14 protein-coding genes are annotated in these 17,875 nt (G+C 71.6%); 10 read left to right on the top strand and 4 right to left on the bottom strand.

All coding sequences use genetic code 11. From position 1 onward, the window contains the following. The first annotated feature begins 171 nt into the window (after window positions 1–171). From Q8A52_RS19280 to Q8A52_RS19270, 3 genes are all read left to right on the top strand, one after another. Window positions 172–735, top strand: coding sequence for an SAV_6107 family HEPN domain-containing protein (locus Q8A52_RS19280; RefSeq protein ID WP_316753803.1), 564 nt, complete (start codon window positions 172–174; stop codon window positions 733–735). Between the two features lie 207 nt (window positions 736–942). Continuing rightward, window positions 943–1,713 (top strand): methyltransferase, encoded by a 771-nt coding sequence (locus tag Q8A52_RS19275; protein WP_316753801.1) that lies wholly within the window; start codon window positions 943–945, stop codon window positions 1,711–1,713. A gap of 278 nt (window positions 1,714–1,991) precedes the next feature. Beyond that, window positions 1,992–2,381 carry a DUF3040 domain-containing protein gene (locus tag Q8A52_RS19270; protein WP_316753799.1) on the top strand — a complete coding sequence of 130 codons (390 nt, stop codon included), beginning with the start codon at window positions 1,992–1,994 and terminating at the stop codon, window positions 2,379–2,381. Window positions 2,382–2,488: 107 nt separating this feature from the next. On the opposite strand, the gene Q8A52_RS19265 is transcribed toward Q8A52_RS19270, so the two are convergent. From Q8A52_RS19265 to Q8A52_RS19250, 4 genes are all read right to left on the bottom strand, one after another. After that, window positions 2,489–4,873 (bottom strand): transglutaminase TgpA family protein, encoded by a 2,385-nt coding sequence (locus Q8A52_RS19265; RefSeq protein WP_316753797.1) that lies wholly within the window; start codon window positions 4,871–4,873, stop codon window positions 2,489–2,491. A 112-nt stretch (window positions 4,874–4,985) separates the two neighbouring features. Further along, window positions 4,986–6,350 carry a DUF58 domain-containing protein gene (locus Q8A52_RS19260; RefSeq protein WP_316753794.1) on the bottom strand — a complete coding sequence of 455 codons (1,365 nt, stop codon included), beginning with the start codon at window positions 6,348–6,350 and terminating at the stop codon, window positions 4,986–4,988. After that, window positions 6,350–7,390, bottom strand: coding sequence for an AAA family ATPase (locus Q8A52_RS19255; protein WP_316753793.1), 1,041 nt, complete (start codon window positions 7,388–7,390; stop codon window positions 6,350–6,352). Before Q8A52_RS19255 ends, Q8A52_RS19260 begins: the two co-directional genes overlap by 1 nt. A 251-nt stretch (window positions 7,391–7,641) precedes the next feature. Next, window positions 7,642–8,253, bottom strand: coding sequence for a beta-class carbonic anhydrase (locus Q8A52_RS19250; RefSeq protein WP_408649215.1), 612 nt, complete (start codon window positions 8,251–8,253; stop codon window positions 7,642–7,644). A 358-nt stretch (window positions 8,254–8,611) separates the two neighbouring features. On the opposite strand from Q8A52_RS19250, the gene rsmH reads away from it, so the two are divergent. Genes rsmH through murD form a run of 7 tightly spaced genes read left to right on the top strand, consistent with a single transcriptional unit; the run spans window position 8,612 to window position 17,814 of the window. Next, window positions 8,612–9,568: a 16S rRNA (cytosine(1402)-N(4))-methyltransferase RsmH gene (rsmH, locus tag Q8A52_RS19245; RefSeq protein ID WP_316753789.1), complete on the top strand. Its 957-nt coding sequence runs from the start codon at window positions 8,612–8,614 to the stop codon at window positions 9,566–9,568. Between the two features lie 42 nt (window positions 9,569–9,610). Then, complete coding sequence (locus Q8A52_RS19240; protein ID WP_316753787.1) at window positions 9,611–10,225, top strand: FtsB family cell division protein; 615 nt, start codon at window positions 9,611–9,613, stop codon at window positions 10,223–10,225. Between the two features lie 5 nt (window positions 10,226–10,230). After that, a complete protein-coding gene (locus tag Q8A52_RS19235; RefSeq protein ID WP_316753785.1) occupies window positions 10,231–12,207 on the top strand; it encodes a penicillin-binding transpeptidase domain-containing protein in 1,977 nt (658 codons plus the stop codon). A 40-nt stretch (window positions 12,208–12,247) separates the two neighbouring features. Further along, window positions 12,248–13,903, top strand: coding sequence for a UDP-N-acetylmuramoyl-L-alanyl-D-glutamate--2,6-diaminopimelate ligase (locus tag Q8A52_RS19230; RefSeq protein WP_316753783.1), 1,656 nt, complete (start codon window positions 12,248–12,250; stop codon window positions 13,901–13,903). Between the two features lie 4 nt (window positions 13,904–13,907). Further along, the gene (locus tag Q8A52_RS19225; protein ID WP_316753782.1) at window positions 13,908–15,314 is read left to right on the top strand and encodes a UDP-N-acetylmuramoyl-tripeptide--D-alanyl-D-alanine ligase; all 1,407 of its coding nucleotides are present in this window, start codon (window positions 13,908–13,910) and stop codon (window positions 15,312–15,314) included. Then, window positions 15,314–16,384, top strand: a complete 1,071-nt coding sequence (gene mraY, locus Q8A52_RS19220; protein ID WP_263216381.1) for a phospho-N-acetylmuramoyl-pentapeptide-transferase — start codon at window positions 15,314–15,316, stop codon at window positions 16,382–16,384. The genes Q8A52_RS19225 and mraY overlap by 1 nt, the downstream gene beginning before the upstream one ends. Beyond that, the gene (gene murD, locus Q8A52_RS19215; RefSeq protein WP_316753780.1) at window positions 16,366–17,814 is read left to right on the top strand and encodes a UDP-N-acetylmuramoyl-L-alanine--D-glutamate ligase; all 1,449 of its coding nucleotides are present in this window, start codon (window positions 16,366–16,368) and stop codon (window positions 17,812–17,814) included. The genes mraY and murD overlap by 19 nt, the downstream gene beginning before the upstream one ends. The last annotated feature ends 61 nt before the right edge of the window (window positions 17,815–17,875 follow it).

Genomic DNA, 17,875 nt, shown 5'->3' with positions numbered 1-17,875 from the left:
CCCCGAGCCGATTCCCAATTTGAACTGACTGGTCAGTGCAAAAACTAGCCCGAACTCTCGATCGACGCAAAAGCCCAGGTCAGAACGGATTGTCAGTGCCATACCTCACGATGGGCACATACGGCATCACCGGACAGGTCGTGCCGTCACCCAGACGACAGGAGGTTCGTCATGGCCAACTCGTCCGCAGCCGCCGCACGTCGGCGCAGCGCCACCGGCCCTGCCCCCTCACTGACCGGCCCGGCGAGCGATGTCCACCCCGTGCTCCGCCGGGCCACGGCCCCGCCCGCGGCCCTCGACCTGCTCGCCCAGGCCCGCGCCGGACTCGACGAGGCCACCGTCCTCGAAACGCCGAACGAGCGCTATGCGACGGCCCATCTCGCCGCCCTGCGCACGGCCGCCGCCGTCCTTGCCGCGCGAGGCCGCCCGGAGCCCTCGCCCAGGCGCCGCGCCCGCATCAGGAGCGCGTGGGAAGTGCTCCCCGAGATCGCGCCCGAGCTCACCGAGTGGAGCGCGCTGTTCGCCTCCGGCGCCCGCCGCCGCGCCCGGGCCGAGGCGGGCATCCAGGGGGCGGTCAGCCGGCGGGACGCCGACGACCTGATACGGGACGTGGCGATGTTCGTCCGCCTCGTCGAGCGGATGCTGGTGCTCCAGCCGGTCCTGCCACAGCCCCGCCAGGACACGGACGGGCCGGACCGCCCGGTCACCCGAGGAGAGCTCCCGGACGCGGGCTGACCACCCGCCGGAGAGCGGGCCGGCGCCACGGATGTCCGCCGTGCGAGACGCATGCGGCGTTACACCATCGCGGTGACCAGGTACGGCACCGGAGGCAATAGGGTGGAGAGCGCCTGCAGTCTTCCCTCCGCCCGTACCCCGGGCCGGGAAGGCACCCCGTTCGCGCCGCCGGGCAACAGGCGGTGCCGCGCCGAGGAGTCAACTGCCGTGTCGGATCCGATGCGCCCCCGTTCCTCCCTCCGTACCGCCGTGGTCTGGGAGGTCCTCCAGGACGCCCTCGACCGTCGGATCAAGGCCACGGGCCGGGACTCGCTGGACGTGCTCGACACCGGCGGCGGCAGCGGCAACTTCGCCGTGCCGCTGGCCCGCCTCGGCCACCGCGTGACCGTCGTCGACCCCAGCCCGAACGCGCTGTTCGCGTTGGAGCGCCGGGCCGCCGAGGCCGGGGTCGCCGACCGGGTCCAGGGCGTGCAGGGCGACGCCCACGGGCTCTTCGACGTGGTCGAGCGCGGCGGCTACGACGTGGTGCTGTGCCACGGCGTCCTGGAGTACGTGGACGACCCGGCCGAGGGCGTCCGCAACGCGGTGGCCGCCCTGCGCTCCGAGGGCGTCCTCAGCCTCCTCGCGGCCGGCCTCGGGGGCGCCGTGCTCGCCCGCGCCCTCGCGGGTCACTTCAAGGAGGCCAAGCAGGCGCTCGAGGACCCGGCCGGCCGCTGGGGCACCGGCGACCCGATGCCGCGGCGCTTCACCGCCGAGCAGCTCACCTCGCTCGTCGAGGCCGCGGGCCTCGGGGTGGGCGCCGTGCACGGCGTACGGGTCTTCGCCGACCTGGTACCCGGCGTCCTCGTGGACACCGAGCCCGGCGCCCTGGACGCCCTGCTCAAGCTGGAGGCCGCGGCGGCCGAGCTCCCCGCGTTCCACTCCGTCGCCACCCAGCTGCACGTCCTGGGCGAGACGCGGGGTGCGGCAGAGGCCTGAGCCGCCTCCCGGGTCACGTTGCTGATCAGCGCTTGGGGCGCACATGGAGTACGCCACAGGCCCCCCGATCGAGCGGTTTGCGCCGTATGATCGAGGGAGACTGCCCGGCATGACGGGTCGGCCGCCGGGGAATGGAAGCCTCAGCGAGCCGGGTCGGCCATGGCGGGATTCCGGTTGGCCAATTGGCGTAGAGGGGCGGGTTTCACGGGGGCGATTCCCTGCCTATCCTGAAGGGACCCCCCGGGTCGCCCCGGCGACTGCACGATGAGGAGGACTCCGTGCCGCTCTCGGAGCACGAGCAGCGCATGCTCGAGCAGATGGAGCGAGCGCTGTACGCCGAAGATCCCAAGTTCGCGACAGCGCTTGAGGGAAGCGGGCTGCGCACGTACACCCGGCGACGGGTCTACCAGGCGGTGGCGGGCTTCCTCGTAGGTATCGCGCTCCTCATGGCCGGAATGGTCGCACAGCAGATCTGGGTCAGTGTGGTGGGCTTCCTCGTCATGCTGGGCTGTGCGGTACTCGCCGTAACGGGGTGGCGCAAGGCTCCCAAGCCGGGTGAACAGCCCGCGGCCACCCCGCATGCTCGCCGTCAGGGACGGCCGAAGCGTTCCATGATGGACCGCATCGAACAGCGCTGGCAGCGCCGCCGAGACGAACAGGGCCACTAGTTCTTCGCTGTCGCTGAAAGATCCCGGCGACACGAACTGAGGGGTGACCACCCACCGGGTGGTCACCCCTCAGTTCTGTCCTCGGCCCCGCCGGCCCGACTCTGTCCTCAGCTCTGCTGGCCCGACGGCCTGCGCAGGGTGGGCCGGGCCGCCGCCGTCCGGGCCCTGAGCGAGGCCCACCGGGCCGACGCGGCCCACAGCACCCGCACGCTCGACCGCGGAGCGAACCGCGCGCGCAGTTGCGTCCCTCGGCCGACCGTGCTGCTCAGCCCGCCGGTGGCTCGGCGCACGTCCTCGGCGAGCCCCGCCGTCGGGCGCGGCCGGGGCGCGTAGAGGACCTGCTCCACGGCGTCGGCCACCCGGTGCACCGCGGCTCCGACCGCCGGGTCGAGGTGCCCGAGCCGGACGATCCGGGCGGCCGCCCTGCGCGGGGTCAGCGAGTCGTCCGGCATGATGCCGAAGTCCCATGCGGTGTCGGTCAGTTCCTGCCAGGCCGCCAGCGCGTGGGCCGCCACGCCCTCGTCGGTACGGGCATGCCCGCCCAGCCGCAGGGCACGCAGCCGCATCCGCCACAGCATCGGCGCCAGCGGGATCGCCGCGGCGGCCAGCGCGCCGAGGACCCACAGCGCGTACTCCCACCACCTGGGACCGTTGTCGTCCGTGTGCAGCACGGCTGCCGCGGACGGGCTGGAGCACACGTCCTGCTTCCGCTGCTGGGCCGTGCAGCTCTCGCTGGGCGAGGCCTCCGTCGAGGGCACCGCGCTCGCCGCCTTGGACGGGCGCACCTGGTCCGGCAGGGAGCTGCCGGGCGAGTCCGACTGGGTGTACGAGGGGGTCGTGCCACGGGTCGGGGTCGGCTCGAAGCGGGTCCAGCCCACACCCTCGAAGTACAGCTCGGGCCAGGCGTGCGCGTCCTTCAGACCGACCGACACCGTGCCGTCCGCCTGCGGGGAACCGGGCGCGAAGCCCACCGCGACCCGGGCCGGGATGCCCAGCGTGCGGGCCATCGCGGCCATCGCGAAGGAGTAGTGGACGCAGAAGCCCTGCTTCTTCTGCAGGAAGTTGGCAATGGCGTTGCGGCCCCTGCCGACCTCCACCTGGGTGTCGTACTGGAAGCCGCCCGTGACGGCGAAGTAGTCCTGGAGTTTGACCGCCTGGTCGTAGTGGCTCGTCGCGCCGTCGGTGACCTCCTTGGCGGTCTTGGCCACGACCGACGGGAGCGAGGACGGCACCTTGGTGTAGTCGCGCTTCAATGCGGCCGACGGCTCCGGCGCCGTGGCCAACTGGTCCGCGGTCGGCTGCACGTCCAGGCTGGTCACCCGGTAGGTCGCGCCGCGCGTGTTCTGGCCGTGGTCGCCGACGAGCGTCATGCCCACGGGTTCGTAGCGCCAGCTGCCGCCGACCTTCACGCTGCTCGGCGGGTAGGGCATCGGCAGCCAGTCCTGGGCGTACCAGTCCGCGGCCGAGATGGTGGTGGTGACCGTCGTGCGCTTGATGCCCGGACCCAGGCCGATCGGCGTGGGAAACCGGTCCGGCACGCCGACGATGTGCCGCTGGGACGGCTTCCAGGTGACTCCGTCGAAGTCGTCCAGGGAGACGATCCGCAGATACAGGTCGGAGATGTCGTTGGTGTCGGTCTTCACGGACAGGACCTGGCGGTCCTGGTCCACGTTCAGACTGTCGCGCAGCGAGACCAGCGGGTTGACCGCGGAGATCGTGCCGCCGTTCCCGTTGCCCGCGCCCACGCCGGTTCCGGTGCCGTCCAGGAGGCCGCCCTGCATCGCCGGCAGGGCGAGCGGCACGAACAGGGCGACGCCGAGCGCGACCGCGCCGATGCGGCGGCCGGTGCGGACCGGTGCCACCGCGCTGCCCGCGGGCTCGCCCGGAGCGCGCGGCGCACCGCCGAAGACGCGGCCCCACTGGGAGAGCCTGTCCCGGCCCTCGGCCAGCAGCAGCATCAGATAGCCGGCCGCCGCGACCAGGAACCACAGCCAGTCGGCGCCGCCGTCGGACAGCCCCGCGGCCACCGAGTACAGCGCGAGCAGCGGCAGTCCGGCCGGGGCCGCGCTGCGGAAGGTCACCGCGAGGGTGTCCACGATCAGCCCGATCACCAGGACGCCGCCGACGAGCATCAGCCGGATGCCGTCGGACAGCGGTGCCGGGATCGCGTACTGGTTGACGTCCTGCGAGCCCTGCTGGAACAGATCGGCGAAGTGCCGGATGGCGTCCGGACCGGGGATCAGCCCGGCGATCGCGTGCTCCCGCGCGAAGAGCAGCGTCAGCAGCATCAGCGTGGTGAGCGCCTGTGCCGCCACAGTCAGCGGCCGGGCCAGCGGCACCCGGCGGGTCGCCGCGCCCACCCCCGTCTGCACCGCCACCAGGAAGATCGCCTGCAACAGCCACGTGGGTTTGTCCACCAGGGGCAGCAGCGCACACGCCGCCATCAACGTCGCCGCGGCGGCACACAGGGCCAGCCGCGCCCGCCCACTCATGACAGTGCCTCCCGGTCACTCGTCGGGGCGCCGCGCGCCGGTATCAGCCGGTCCGGGACGGTGAACCCGGCCCGGCCTTCCGACGTGCCGGCGCGGATCCCTGCCCACCCGCTCATGACAGTGCCTCTTTGCCGGACACCGCGGCGACGCCCGTACGTTCGCGGTCCGCCTGGCGCCACAGTTCGCTCAGTGAGGCGCCGCGGGGGACGCTCACGGCGGTCCAGCCCGCCTCGCGCAGCATGCGCAGTCGCTCCCCGTGCTGCGCCGTGGGTCCGGGCACATCGGTCGGCTCGCGCATCCACGCGTCGCCGTCCAGAAGGAAGGCGACCGCGCCGCCGCTGCGCTGGCGCATCTTCGCCACCACCGCCGCCTGTTCGTCGTCGAGGTCGCCGAGGAAGGCCACCAGCAGCCCTTCGTTGCCGCCGCGCAGCACGTCGTAGGCCCGGGAGAGCCCCGTGCCGTCCGAGTGGTCGATCACGGCGAGGGTGTCCATCATCAGCCCGGCGGCGTCCGCGGTCTCCTGGCTGGCCCCCGCGAACCCGTCTGTGCCCTCGCCGGGCACCGCGCTGCCGGTGTCGGTCAACAGCCGCACCGAGAAGCCGCGTTCGAGCATGTGGACCAGGACCGACGCGGTGCCCGACACCGCCCACTCGAACGGCGAGTCCGGACCCGCGCCCCCGAAGGCGATGCCGCGCGTGTCGAGCAGCACCGTGCAGCGGGAGCGCTGCGGCTGTTCCTCCCTGCGCACCATCAACTCGCCGTAGCGGGCGGTGGAACGCCAGTGGACGCGGCGCAGGTCGTCGCCGTACCGGTATCCGCGCGGGATCACGTCGTCCTCGCCCGCCAGGGCCAGCGAGCGCTGCCGCCCGTCGCCGTACCCCTTCGCCTCACCGTTGAACCGGACCGGCGGCAGCGGCTCCACGCGCGGGATCACGGTCAGGGTGTCGAACGTCGAGAAGGAACGAGTCAGTTCGCACATCCCGAACGGGTCCGTCAGCCGCAGTTGGAGCGGGCCCAGCGGGTAGCGGCCACGCAGGTCCGAGCGGACCCGGTAGGACACCTCGCGGCGGCCGCCCGGCTCCACCCGGTCCAGGACGAAGCGGGGCCGCGGGCCGAGCACATACGGCACCCGGTCCTGCAGCATCAGCAGTCCCGTGGGCAGCCGCGAGACGTTGTCCATCCGCAGATGGACCCGGGCCTCGCTGCCGGCCGGCACCCGTGAGGGGGCGAGCCGACGGCTGCCGGCCACCCGGTAACGGGTGCGGTAGAGCACCGCCGCGCAGATCAAGGGCAGTACGGCCAGCAGCAGCCCGACCCGGAGCAGATCGCTCTGCCCCAGGACGTACGCACAGATCGCGGCCGCGATGCCCGCGGCCAGGAAGGACCGCCCGCGGGTGGTCAGCCCCGCCAGGGCGGTACGGACGCCGCCCTTCTCGTCGCGCTCGGTCTCCGCCTGCCCGGTCCCCCCGGCCGTCATCACAGCCTCCGCGGAGGCTGCGAGGGATAGGCGGGCGTGCCCCGGACCAGGCCGCCGAAGCCGGCCTGCTGCTGGGACGCCGCGGGTACCGGAGTGTGCTGCAGGATCTCCTGGACGACCTGCTCCGACGTACGACGGTTGAGCTGGGCCTGGGCCGTCGGCAGCAGCCGGTGTGCCAGGACGGCCACGGCGAGGGCCTGCACATCGTCCGGCAGCGCGAACTCCCGGCCGCTGAGGGCTGCGGACGCCTTCGCCGCGCGCAGCAGGTGCAGCGTCGCGCGCGGTGAGGCGCCGAGTCTCAGGTCGGGGTGCGTGCGGGTGGCGGCGACCAGGTCCACCGCGTACCGCCGGACCGGCTCTGCGACATGGACGCCCCGCACGGCCTCGATCAGCTTCACGATGTCGTGGGCGTGCGCCACCGGCTGGAGGTCCTCGAGCGGGCTCACCCCGCCGTGGATGTCGAGCATCTGCAACTCGGCCTCCACGCTGGGGTAGCCGACGGAGACCCGGGCCATGAAGCGGTCGCGCTGGGCCTCGGGCAGCGGGTAGGTGCCCTCCATCTCGACCGGGTTCTGTGTGGCCACCACCATGAACGGGCTGGGCAGTTCATAGGTCTGCCCGTCGATGGTGACCTGGCGCTCCTCCATCGACTCCAGCAGCGCGGACTGGGTCTTGGGCGAGGCGCGGTTGATCTCGTCGCCGATCACGATCTGCGCGAAGATGGCGCCCGGCTTGAACTCGAAGTCCCGCCGCTGCTGGTCCCAGATGGACACGCCTGTGATGTCCGACGGCAGCAGGTCGGGCGTGAACTGGATACGCCGCACCGAACAGTCGATGGACCGCGCCAGCGCCTTGGCCAGCATTGTCTTGCCCACCCCGGGAACGTCTTCGATCAGAAGATGCCCCTCGGCGAGCAGCACGGTCAGCGAAAGCCGTACGACCTCGGGCTTGCCCTCGATCACTCCCTCCACCGAACTGCGGACCCGCTCCACAGTGGCAGTCAGATCAGTGAGGCTCGCTCGATCGTCATAGGTCGTCACCCGGCCCTCCTCGGCCCGTTCTTACTCCGGGCCGTCGCTCTGCGCTGCGGACCGGCCCACCCCGGAACACGGACACCACGCGTGAATGGTTCCGCGTGACGCCACACCCCGCATTCTTGCTGCCGTTACCGATTCGTGTCACTCGCCTGTGGACAACTGCCTGCACTATGTCGGTCTTACGGCGCTTTCGACCGGCATTTTCGATGCCGGGCGCGGGATTTTCCGGAGCGGGCGGGCCGTCGGCGGGCCGGTCAGGCCGGGTCGACCTCGCGCAGCAGACCCGTCCTGACGTCGAACACGAAGCCGCGCACATCGTCGGTGTGCAGCAGGAACGGCGAGGTGCGCACCCGCTGCATGGACTGCCGTACGTCCTGGTCGACGTCCCGGAAGGACTCCACGGCCCAGGCCGGGCGCTGGCCGACCTCCATCTCCAGGTCGGTGCGGAAGTCCTCGGTGAGGGACTCCAGGCCGCAGCCGGTGTGGTGGATCAGGACGATGCTGCGCGTGCCCAGCTTGCGCTGGCTGATGGTGAGCGAGCGGATCACGTCGTCGGTGACCACGCCGCCCGCGTTGCGGATGGTGTGGCAGTCGCCGAGTTCCAGGCCGAGCGCGGCGTGCAGGTCGAGCCGGGCGTCCATACAGGCCACGACGGCGACGTGGAGGACGGGGCGCGCGTCCATGCCGGGGTCGGTGAAGGCGGCGGAGTACTGCCGGTTGGCCTCGACCAGGCGATCCGTCACGGTGCCGCCGTGGGTTATGGCGCCTTCGGATCCAGTGGGGACTGCTGCGGAAGTCGTCATACCCATGACGTTACTGGTCACCAGTGGTCCGAGCCTGTTGTGAGAGTGGACAAAGAACGTCATCGTGGCTTGTTGTGAGCTAACCCACACGGAGGGCAAACCGGCGCCGGACGGGTGATTACCGTCAAAATACGCCCCTGCCCGAGGTGCCGTGCGCGACGCGCAGGCCGGTTGATTGACCGCGAGACAGGGTGGACTAAAGTGACGCGAAGCGGGAGGCGAGACGCTCCCTGCTGGACTGAATTCCCCCGGAGATCCCGGCCCCGTCCGGACCGTCTCCCCACGTGCGCGGCGCGTACGTACGGCTCGGCCTCCTCCCGCTCCCGGTCGGCTGACGCTTCCGGCGCCGGCAGGCCTCCCCTTCACGAGCGGGCGGGGACCCGGCGGTGCGTACGGCCCGCGCCGGACCTGAGAGGCCCCCTTGAGCGAGAGTCGACACGTCCCGGTGATGCTCCAGCGGTGCCTGGATCTGCTGGCGCCCGCACTGGAGCGGCCGGGAGCGGTGGTCGTCGACTGCACCCTGGGCCTGGGCGGCCACAGCGAGGCGCTGCTGAGCCGGTTCCCCGAGGCCCGGCTCGTCGCCCTCGACCGGGACAAGGAGGCCCTGCGGCTGTCCGGCGAGCGGCTCGCGCCCTTCGGTGAGCGGGCCACCCTCGTGCACGCCGTGTACGACGAGCTCCCGGACGTACTGAACCGGCTAGGCATCGCGCGCGTGCAGGGCGTCCTGTTCGACCTCGGCGTCTCCTCCATGCAACTGGACGAGGCCGACCGCGGCTTCGCCTACGCCCAGGACGCGCCGCTCGACATGCGCATGGACCAGACGACCGGCATCAGCGCGGCCGAGGTCCTCAACACGTACCCGGCGGGCGAGCTGGTGCGGATCCTGCGGGCGTACGGCGAGGAGAAGCAGGCCAAGCGGATCGTCGCCGCGATCGTCCGCGAGCGCGAGAAGGAGCCGTTCAGCAACAGCGCCCGGCTCGTGGAGCTGATCCGCGACGCGCTGCCGCAGGCCGCCAAGCGGACGGGCGGCAACCCGGCCAAGCGCACCTTCCAGGCGCTGCGGATCGAGGTCAACGGAGAGCTGTCCGTTCTGGAGCGGGCGATCCCGGCCGCCGTCAAGGCGCTCGGCGTGGGCGGGCGGATCGCCGTGCTGTCGTACCACTCGCTCGAGGACCGCCTGGTCAAGCAGGTGTTCGCGGCCGGTGCCGCGAACACCGCGCCGCCCGGACTGCCGGTCGTGCCCGAGCGCTACCAGCCCCGGCTCAAGCTGCTCACGCGCGGTGCCGAACTTCCCACCGAGGAAGAGGTCGCCGAGAACCGCCGGGCGGCTCCGGCGCGGCTGCGCGGGGCCCAGCGCATCAGGGAAGACGTCGTATGAGGGGCGTGAGTGAGTTGGGTACCCGAACTCACCGGAGGGCATGTGAGTAGGAAACCCGAACTGAGGGGCAGGGCCGCCCGGCTCGCACGGCTCTTTCCGGCCGGGCGCAAGCAGGCGGCCCGGACGCCGTTCGTCCTCCTCGTCGTCCTGCTCCTCGGCGGTGGCCTCATCGGACTCCTGGTGCTGAACTCCGCGCTCAGCGAAGGCTCGTTCCGGCTGGACGACCTCCAGAAACAGACGAAGAACCTCACCGACGAGCAACAGGCCCTCCAGCGGGACATCGACGCCTACTCCGCCCCCGACGCCCTCCAGCGCCGCGCCCGTGAACTCGGCATGGTGCCCGGCGGCGACCCGGCCTTCCTCGACCCCAACGGCACCGTCAAGGGAGTCCCCGGCCCGGCCGCCCTGCGGCAGCCCACCACCAGGACGACCGCGCCCCTCCCGCCCGAGGCGATCCTCCCGGCCGCCCCGGCGTCCCCGGCCCGGCAGGCGACACCGGCCTCCCCGACACCGGCCTCCCCGACACCGGCCTCCCCGACACCGGGCTCCCCGACCCCGACCCCCCCGGCCCTCACCTCCCCGACCCACGCTTCTCCGGCGCCACCGACGCCCGTCTCCACCCCCCAGGCCGCCACGACCCCGACCCCCGGCAGGTGACGGAAGTGTCAGACAGCTCTGGAGAAAGGCAACCGCCGCGCCGCCGCGTGCCCGGCCCCGCCAAGCCGCCCCGGCCCGGGAACGGCGGCCGTAGGCAACCCGGTCCCGGGGCCCGTCCGGCTCGCCGCCCGCAGCAGGCCCGCCCCGCGGCCGCCCGTCCGCTGCGGCTCGGCAGCCCCCGCCCCCGCCTGCGCATGGTCAGTCTCGCGCTGACCCTGGTGCTGCTCGCCTTCGTGGTGCGGCTGCTCCAGGTGCAGGCCGTCGACGCGAGCGCGTACGCCGCCAAGGCCGAACAGAACCGGTACGTCGTCCACACCCTGGCCGCCGAGCGAGGCGGGATCACCGACCGCAACGGGGTGGCGCTGGCGATCAGCGAGGACGCGTACGACATCACGGCCGACCCGACGATGTTCACGCGCAAGCAGCTGGGCATCGACGACGGCCCGGAGCGGGCGGCCGCGCTCCTCGCGCCGATCGTCGGGCAGGACCAGGAGACGCTCGTCCGCAAGCTGCGGCCCGCGAACAGGGACCTGCGCTACGTCAAGCTCGCCGGCCGCCAGACCCCGCAGGTCTGGAACCAGATCAAGGACCTGAGGAGCGCGCTCACCCAGAAGGCGGACACCGACAAGACCACCGTCAACGTCCTCGCCGGCGTCTTCTCCGACCCCAGCAGCAAGCGCGTGTACCCGAACGGTGACCTCGCCGCCGGGATACTGGGCTGGGTCAACGCCGAGGGCAAGGGCGGCGGCGGCATCGAGCAGCAGCTGAACAAGACGCTGACCGGTACGGACGGCAAGATCCGCTACGCCCAGTCCGGCGGCCGCGAGGTGCCCACCGCGGGCTCCACCGAGACCCCCGCCGTGCCCGGCGCCGACGTCGAGCTCACCATCGACCGCGACATCCAGTGGGCGGCGCAGAACGCCATCACCGAGCAGGTGAAGAAGTCCAAGGCCGACCGCGGCTATGTCGTCGTGCAGGACACCCGTACCGGCGAGATCCTCGCCATGGCCGACTCACCCGGCTTCGACCCGAACGACCTGTCGAAGGCGGATTCCGCCGCGATGGGCAACCCGGCCCTCCAGGACGCCTACGAGCCCGGCTCCACCGCCAAGGTGATGTCGATGTCGGCCGTACTGGAGGAGAACGCAGCCACCCCCCTCACCCATGTCGTCGTCCCCAACCGGCTGCACCGCGGCGACCGCCTCTTCCAGGACGACGTCGACCACGGGACCTGGTACCTGACGCTCAACGGCGTCCTGGCCAAGTCCAGCAACATCGGCACCATCCTGGCCGCCGGCCAGCTCGGCAGGACCCAGCGGGAGGCCAACGACGTCCTCTACTCCTATCTGAAGAAGTTCGGCCTCGGCAGCTACACCGGGCTCGGCTTCCCCGGTGAGACCAAGGGCATCCTCGCGCCCGCGAACAAGTGGTCGACGTCGCAGCAGTACACGATTCCTTTCGGCCAGGGCATGTCCCTCAATGCCATGCAGGCGGCCTCCGTCTACTCGACGATCGCCAACGGCGGCGTCCGTGTCGAGCCCACCCTGCTGCGCGGCACCGAGGGCGCCGACGGCCGCTTCACCCCCGCCGCAAAGCCCGAGAAGACCCGGGTGATCAGCGAGAAGACGGCGAAGACCGTCGCCCAGATGCTGGAGTCCGTCGTGGACGACCGGGAGGGCACCGGCACCAGGGCGCGCATCCCCGGCTACCGCGTCGCGGGCAAGACGGGTACGGCCAACCGCGTGGATCCGGCCACCGGCAAGTACCGCGGCTACACCTCGTCCTTCGCCGGATTCGCACCCGCGGACAACCCGCGGATCACCGTCTACTGCGCCATCCAGAACGCCACCGCCGGCAGCTACTTCGGCGGCCAGATCTGCGGCCCCATCTACAAGCAGGTGATGGAGTTCGCCCTGAAGACCCTCCAGATCCCGCCGACCGGGGCCAAGGCCGCGAATCTCCCGGTCACCTACAAGCCCTGACCTGCACCGGTACCTCGCACAGACCACCAGGAACGAGCTCGTGAGAACGATCACCCCAGATCCCGGGAACCACGGCCCCTCCGGCCCCTCGCTTCGCTCCGCGGCGGGTGCGCCCGGTACGCTCACCGCCGTGCCACACGCTGATCAGTCCCAAACCACCCAGAAGGGCGCTTCCGTGACCTACCCGGGACCGCCGCGACCGGTTCACGTCTCCGCCACACCCCTCGCGGAGCTCGCCGATCAGCTGGGTGCCGCCACTCCGGAACATGCCGCCGAGGTCACGGGCATCACCCATGACTCGCGCGCCGTCCGCCCCGGCGACCTGTACGCCGCCCTCCCGGGCGCCCGGCTGCACGGCGCCGACTTCGTCACCCAGGCCGCCGGCCTCGGCGCGGTGGCCGTGCTGACCGACCCGACGGGCGCCGAGCGCGCCGCCGCGACCGGCCTGCCCGTCCTGGTCGTCGACGACCCGCGCGGGCGGATGGGCGAGCTGGCGGCCACGATCTACGGCCGTCCCGGCCAGGATCTGCTCCAGATCGGCATCACCGGCACCTCCGGCAAGACCACCACCGCCTATCTCGTCGAGGGCGGCCTCAGGACGGTGAAGTCCACGGGTCTGGTCGGCACGGTCGAGATGCGCATCGGCGACGAGCGCATCAAGTCCGAGCGCACCACTCCCGAGGCCACCGACCTGCAGGCCCTGTTCGCCGTCATGCGCGAGCGCGGCGTCGATGCGGTCGCCATGGAGGTCTCCAGCCACGCCCTGGTCCTCGGCCGGGTCGACGGCTGCGTCTTCGACATCGCCGTCTTCACCAACCTCAGCCCGGAGCACATGGAGTTCCACTCCGACATGGAGGACTACTACCGGGCCAAGGCACAGCTGTTCACGCCGGAGCGCAGCAAACGCGGTGTGGTCAACTTCGACGACGAGTACGGCCGCCGGCTGGCCGAGGAGGCCTCCGTCCCGGTGGTCACCTACTCCGCCGAGGGACACCCCGACGCCGACTGGCGTGCCGAGGGCGTCCGGATCGGCCCGATGGACTCGACGTTCACCGTCCTCGGCCCCCAGGGCGAGCGGATCGACGCGAAGTCGCCGCTGCCGGGCCCGTTCAACGTGGCGAACACGCTCGCCGCCGTGGTCGCCCTCGCCGCAGCGGGCCTCGACCCGCAGACCGCCGCCGACGGCGTCGCCGCCGTACCGGGCGTGCCGGGCCGTCTGGAGCGGGTGGACGCCGGACAGCCGTATCTCGCGGTCGTCGACTACGCCCACAAGACCGACGCGGTCGAATCGGTGCTCAAGGCGCTGCGCAAGGTCACCAAGGGCCGGGTGCACGTCGTTCTCGGCTGCGGCGGCGACCGCGACCGGACCAAGCGCGCCCCGATGGGCGCTGCCGCGGCCCGGCTCGCCGACACGGCCGTACTGACCTCCGACAACCCCCGTTCAGAGGATCCCCTGGCGATCCTCGCAACCATGCTCCAGGGCGCGGCTTCCGTACCCGTGCACGAGCGCGGTGAGGTGCTCCTCTTCGAGGACCGGGCCGCCGCGATCGCCGCAGCGGTGGGCCGTGCCGCGCCCGGCGACACGGTGCTGGTCGCGGGCAAGGGGCACGAGCAGGGCCAGGACATCGCCGGAGTGGTCCGTCCCTTCGACGACCGCCAGGTGCTCCGCGAAGCTATCCAGAAGACCCAGGGATGAACTTGTGATCGCCCTCTCCCTCGCCGAGATCGCAGCAGTCGTCGGCGGGCAGACGCACGACATACCGGATCCGTCCGTCCAGGTCACCGGACCGGTCGTCCGGGACTCCCGCGAGGTGGTGCCCGGCAGCCTCTTCGCCGCCTTCGCCGGCGAGCGCGTGGACGGCCACGACTTCGCGGCGGCCGTCGTCGAGGCGGGCGCGGTCGCCGTACTGGCGTCGCGCCCGGTCGGCGTGCCCGCGATCGTCGTCGAGGACGTCCAGGCCGCCCTCGGCGCCCTGGCCCGGCACGTCGTCGGCCGCCTCGGCGCGACCCTCGTGGCCCTCACCGGCTCCGCGGGCAAGACCAGTACCAAGGACCTCGTCGCCCAGGTGCTGCGCAGCAAGGCGCCGACCGTCTTCACCCCCGGCTCCCTCAACAACGAGATCGGGCTGCCGCTGACCGCCCTCAGCGCCACCGAGGAGACGAAGTTCCTCGTGCTGGAGATGGGCGCCCGCGGCATCGGCCACATCCGCTACCTCACCGACCTGACCCCGCCGAGGATCGGCCTGGTGCTCAACGTCGGCACCGCCCACATTGGTGAGTTCGGCGGCCGCGAGCAGATCGCCCAGGCGAAGGGCGAGCTCGTGGAGGCCCTTCCGGAGGACGGCGCGGCGATCCTCAACGCCGACGATCCGTTGGTACGGGCCATGGCCTCCCGTACCCAGGCGAAGGTGATCCTTTTCGGAGAGTCGGCCGAAGCGGACGTACGCGCCGAGAACGTACGACTCACGGACAGCGGACAGCCCTCCTTCAGACTTCGCACACCCTCCGGTGCAAGCGATGTGACCATGCGCCTGTACGGTGAGCACCACGTGTCGAACGCGCTCGCCGCGGCCGCCGTCGCCCATGAGCTGGGCATGTCCGCGGAAGAGATCGCCACCGCGCTCTCCGAGGCGGGCTCCCTCTCCCGCTGGCGGATGGAGGTCACCGAGCGCCCGGACGGCGTGACCATCGTCAACGACGCCTACAACGCCAATCCCGAGTCCATGCGAGCCGCTCTGCGCGCGCTCGCGGCCATGGGCAAGGGACGGCGGACCTGGGCGGTGCTCGGCAAGATGGCCGAGCTCGGGGACGAGGCGCTCGCCGAGCACGACGCGGTCGGACGGCTCGCCGTCCGGCTCAACGTCAGCAAGCTCGTCGCGGTCGGGGACAGGGAAGCGTCCTGGCTGCAACTGGGCGCATATAACGAGGGTTCGTGGGGTGAGGAGTCGGTGCACGTGTCCGACGCACAGGCGGCGGTCGACCTGTTGCGCAGCGAATTGCGCCCGGGGGACGTCGTGCTCGTGAAGGCGTCCCGTTCGGTGGGGCTGGAGAGCGTTGCCCAGGCGCTGCTCGAGTCCGGTGCCGAGGGTGAGGTTGCCGCCCGATGATGAAGCAGATCCTGTTCGCGGGTGTCATTGGTCTGTTCCTCACCCTGATCGGCACCCCGCTGCTGATCAAGCTCCTCGCGCGCAAGGGCTACGGCCAGTACATCCGTGACGACGGCCCCCGCGAGCACGCCAGCAAGCGCGGTACGCCGACCATGGGCGGTATCGCCTTCATCCTGGCGACGATCGCCGCGTACTTCCTGTCCAAGGTGATCACCGGCTACGCGCCGACGTACTCCGGCCTCCTGGTGCTCGGCCTCATGACCGGCATGGGCCTGGTCGGCTTCCTCGACGACTACATCAAGATCGTCAAGCGGCGCTCGCTGGGCCTGCGGGCCAAGGCCAAGATGGCCGGCCAGCTGCTCGGCGGCATCGCCTTCGCCGTGCTCTCGCTCCAGTTCGCGGACGCTCGCGGCAACACCCCGGCCTCCACCAAGCTGTCGTTCATCACCGACTTCGGCTGGACGATCGGCCCGGTGCTGTTCGTGGTCTGGGCGCTGTTCATGATCCTGGCGATGTCGAACGGCGTGAACCTCACCGACGGTCTGGACGGCCTGGCCACCGGTGCCTCCGTCCTGGTCTTCGGCGCCTACACCTTCATCGGCGTCTGGCAGTTCCAGGAGTCCTGCGCCAACGCGGGGACCCTGACCAACCCCAACGCCTGCTACGAGGTGCGCGACCCGCTCGACCTCGCGGTCGTCTCCTCCGCGCTGATGGGCGCCTGCCTCGGCTTCCTGTGGTGGAACACCTCGCCCGCCAAGATCTTCATGGGTGACACCGGCTCGCTCGCCCTCGGCGGCGTGCTCGCGGGTCTCGCGATCTGCTCCCGCACCGAGCTGCTGATCGCCATCCTCGGCGGTCTGTTCGTCCTCATCACCATGTCGGTCGTCATCCAGGTCGGCTCCTTCAAGCTCACCGGCAAGCGGGTCTTCCGGATGGCACCACTCCAGCACCACTTCGAACTCAAAGGCTGGTCCGAAGTCCTTGTAGTGGTCCGATTCTGGATCATTCAGGGCATCTGTGTCATCGTCGGACTGGGCCTCTTCTACGCGGGATGGGCAGCGGACAAGTGACCTCTTCGGTGCCTTCGGGGTTCTCCGACTTCCGGGGCAAGCACGTCACCGTCGCCGGGCTCGGCGTCTCCGGCGTCCCGGCGGCCAAGGTGCTGCACGGCCTCGGCGCCCTCGTCACGGTCGTCAACGACGGCGACGACGAGAGCGCCCGCGCCCAGGCGGCCGACCTGGAGGCGCTCGGCATCACCGTGCGCCTCGGCGACGGCGCGAGCCTGCCGGAGGGCACCGAGCTCATCGTCACCGCACCCGGCTGGAAGCCGGACAAGCCGCTGTTCACGGCGGCGGCCGAGGCGGACGTGCCGATCTGGGGCGACGTCGAGCTGGCCTGGCGGCTCCGCGGTCCGGACGCCGCCCCCTGGCTGGCCGTCACCGGTACCAACGGCAAGACCACGACCGTCCAGATGCTCGCCTCCATCCTCGAGGCGGCGGGCCTGCGCACGGCCGCCGTCGGCAACATCGGCGTCTCGCTGCTGGACGCCGTCCTCGGCGAGGAGGAGTACGACGTCCTGGCCGTCGAACTCTCCAGCTACCAGCTCCACTGGGCGCCGTCGCTGCGCGCCCACTCGGCCGCCGTGCTGAACCTGGCGCCCGACCACCTCGACTGGCACGGGTCCATGGAGGCGTACGCGGCTGACAAGGGCCGTATCTACGAGGGCAATCGGATCGCCTGCGTCTACAACGTGGCCGACAAGCTCACCGAGGACCTGGTGCGCGAGGCGGACGTCGAGGAGGGCTGCCGGGCCGTCGGCTTCACCCTCGGCACCCCGGGCCCGTCCCAACTCGGCGTCGTGGACGGCATCCTGGTCGACCGCGCCTTCGTCGAGAACCGCCACAAGAACGCGCAGGAGCTGGCGGAGGTCTCCGACGTCAACCCGCCCGCTCCGCACAACGTCGCCAACGCCCTTGCCGCGGCGGGCCTCGCCCGTGCCTTCGGGGTGCCCCCCACGGCCGTACGGGACGGTCTGCGGGCCTTCCGGCCGGACGCGCACCGCATCGCGCACGTGGCCGACGTGGACGGGGTCGCGTACATCGACGACTCCAAGGCCACCAACACGCATGCGGCAGAAGCCTCGTTGGCGGCATATGAGTCGATCGTATGGATTGCGGGCGGTCTGGCGAAGGGCGCGACCTTCGACGAGCTGGTCGCCAAGTCGGCGAAGCGACTTCGCGGTGCCGTCCTCATCGGCGCCGACCGCGCCCTGATCCGCGACGCCCTCGCGCGACACGCCCCGGAAGTACCCGTCGTCGACCTCGACCGGACCGACACTGGGGCGATGCTCCAGGCGGTCCAGGAGGCGAAGCTGCTGGCGCGGCCCGGCGACACGGTGCTCCTCGCCCCGGCCTGCGCCTCCATGGACATGTTCACCAACTACAACAAGCGCGGTGACGCGTTCGCGGAGGCGGTTCGCGAACTCGGCGCGGGCGCCTGACGGCGGGTCTCGGCCACAGCGGGTGCTTCGGGACCCTGGGAGGGACGCGTGACTCGCATGT

Source organism: Streptomyces herbicida (genome assembly GCF_032656585.1).
Taxonomy (GTDB): Bacteria; Actinomycetota; Actinomycetes; order Streptomycetales; family Streptomycetaceae; genus Streptomyces; species Streptomyces herbicida.
This window is presented reverse-complemented; position numbering and strand designations above follow the sequence as displayed.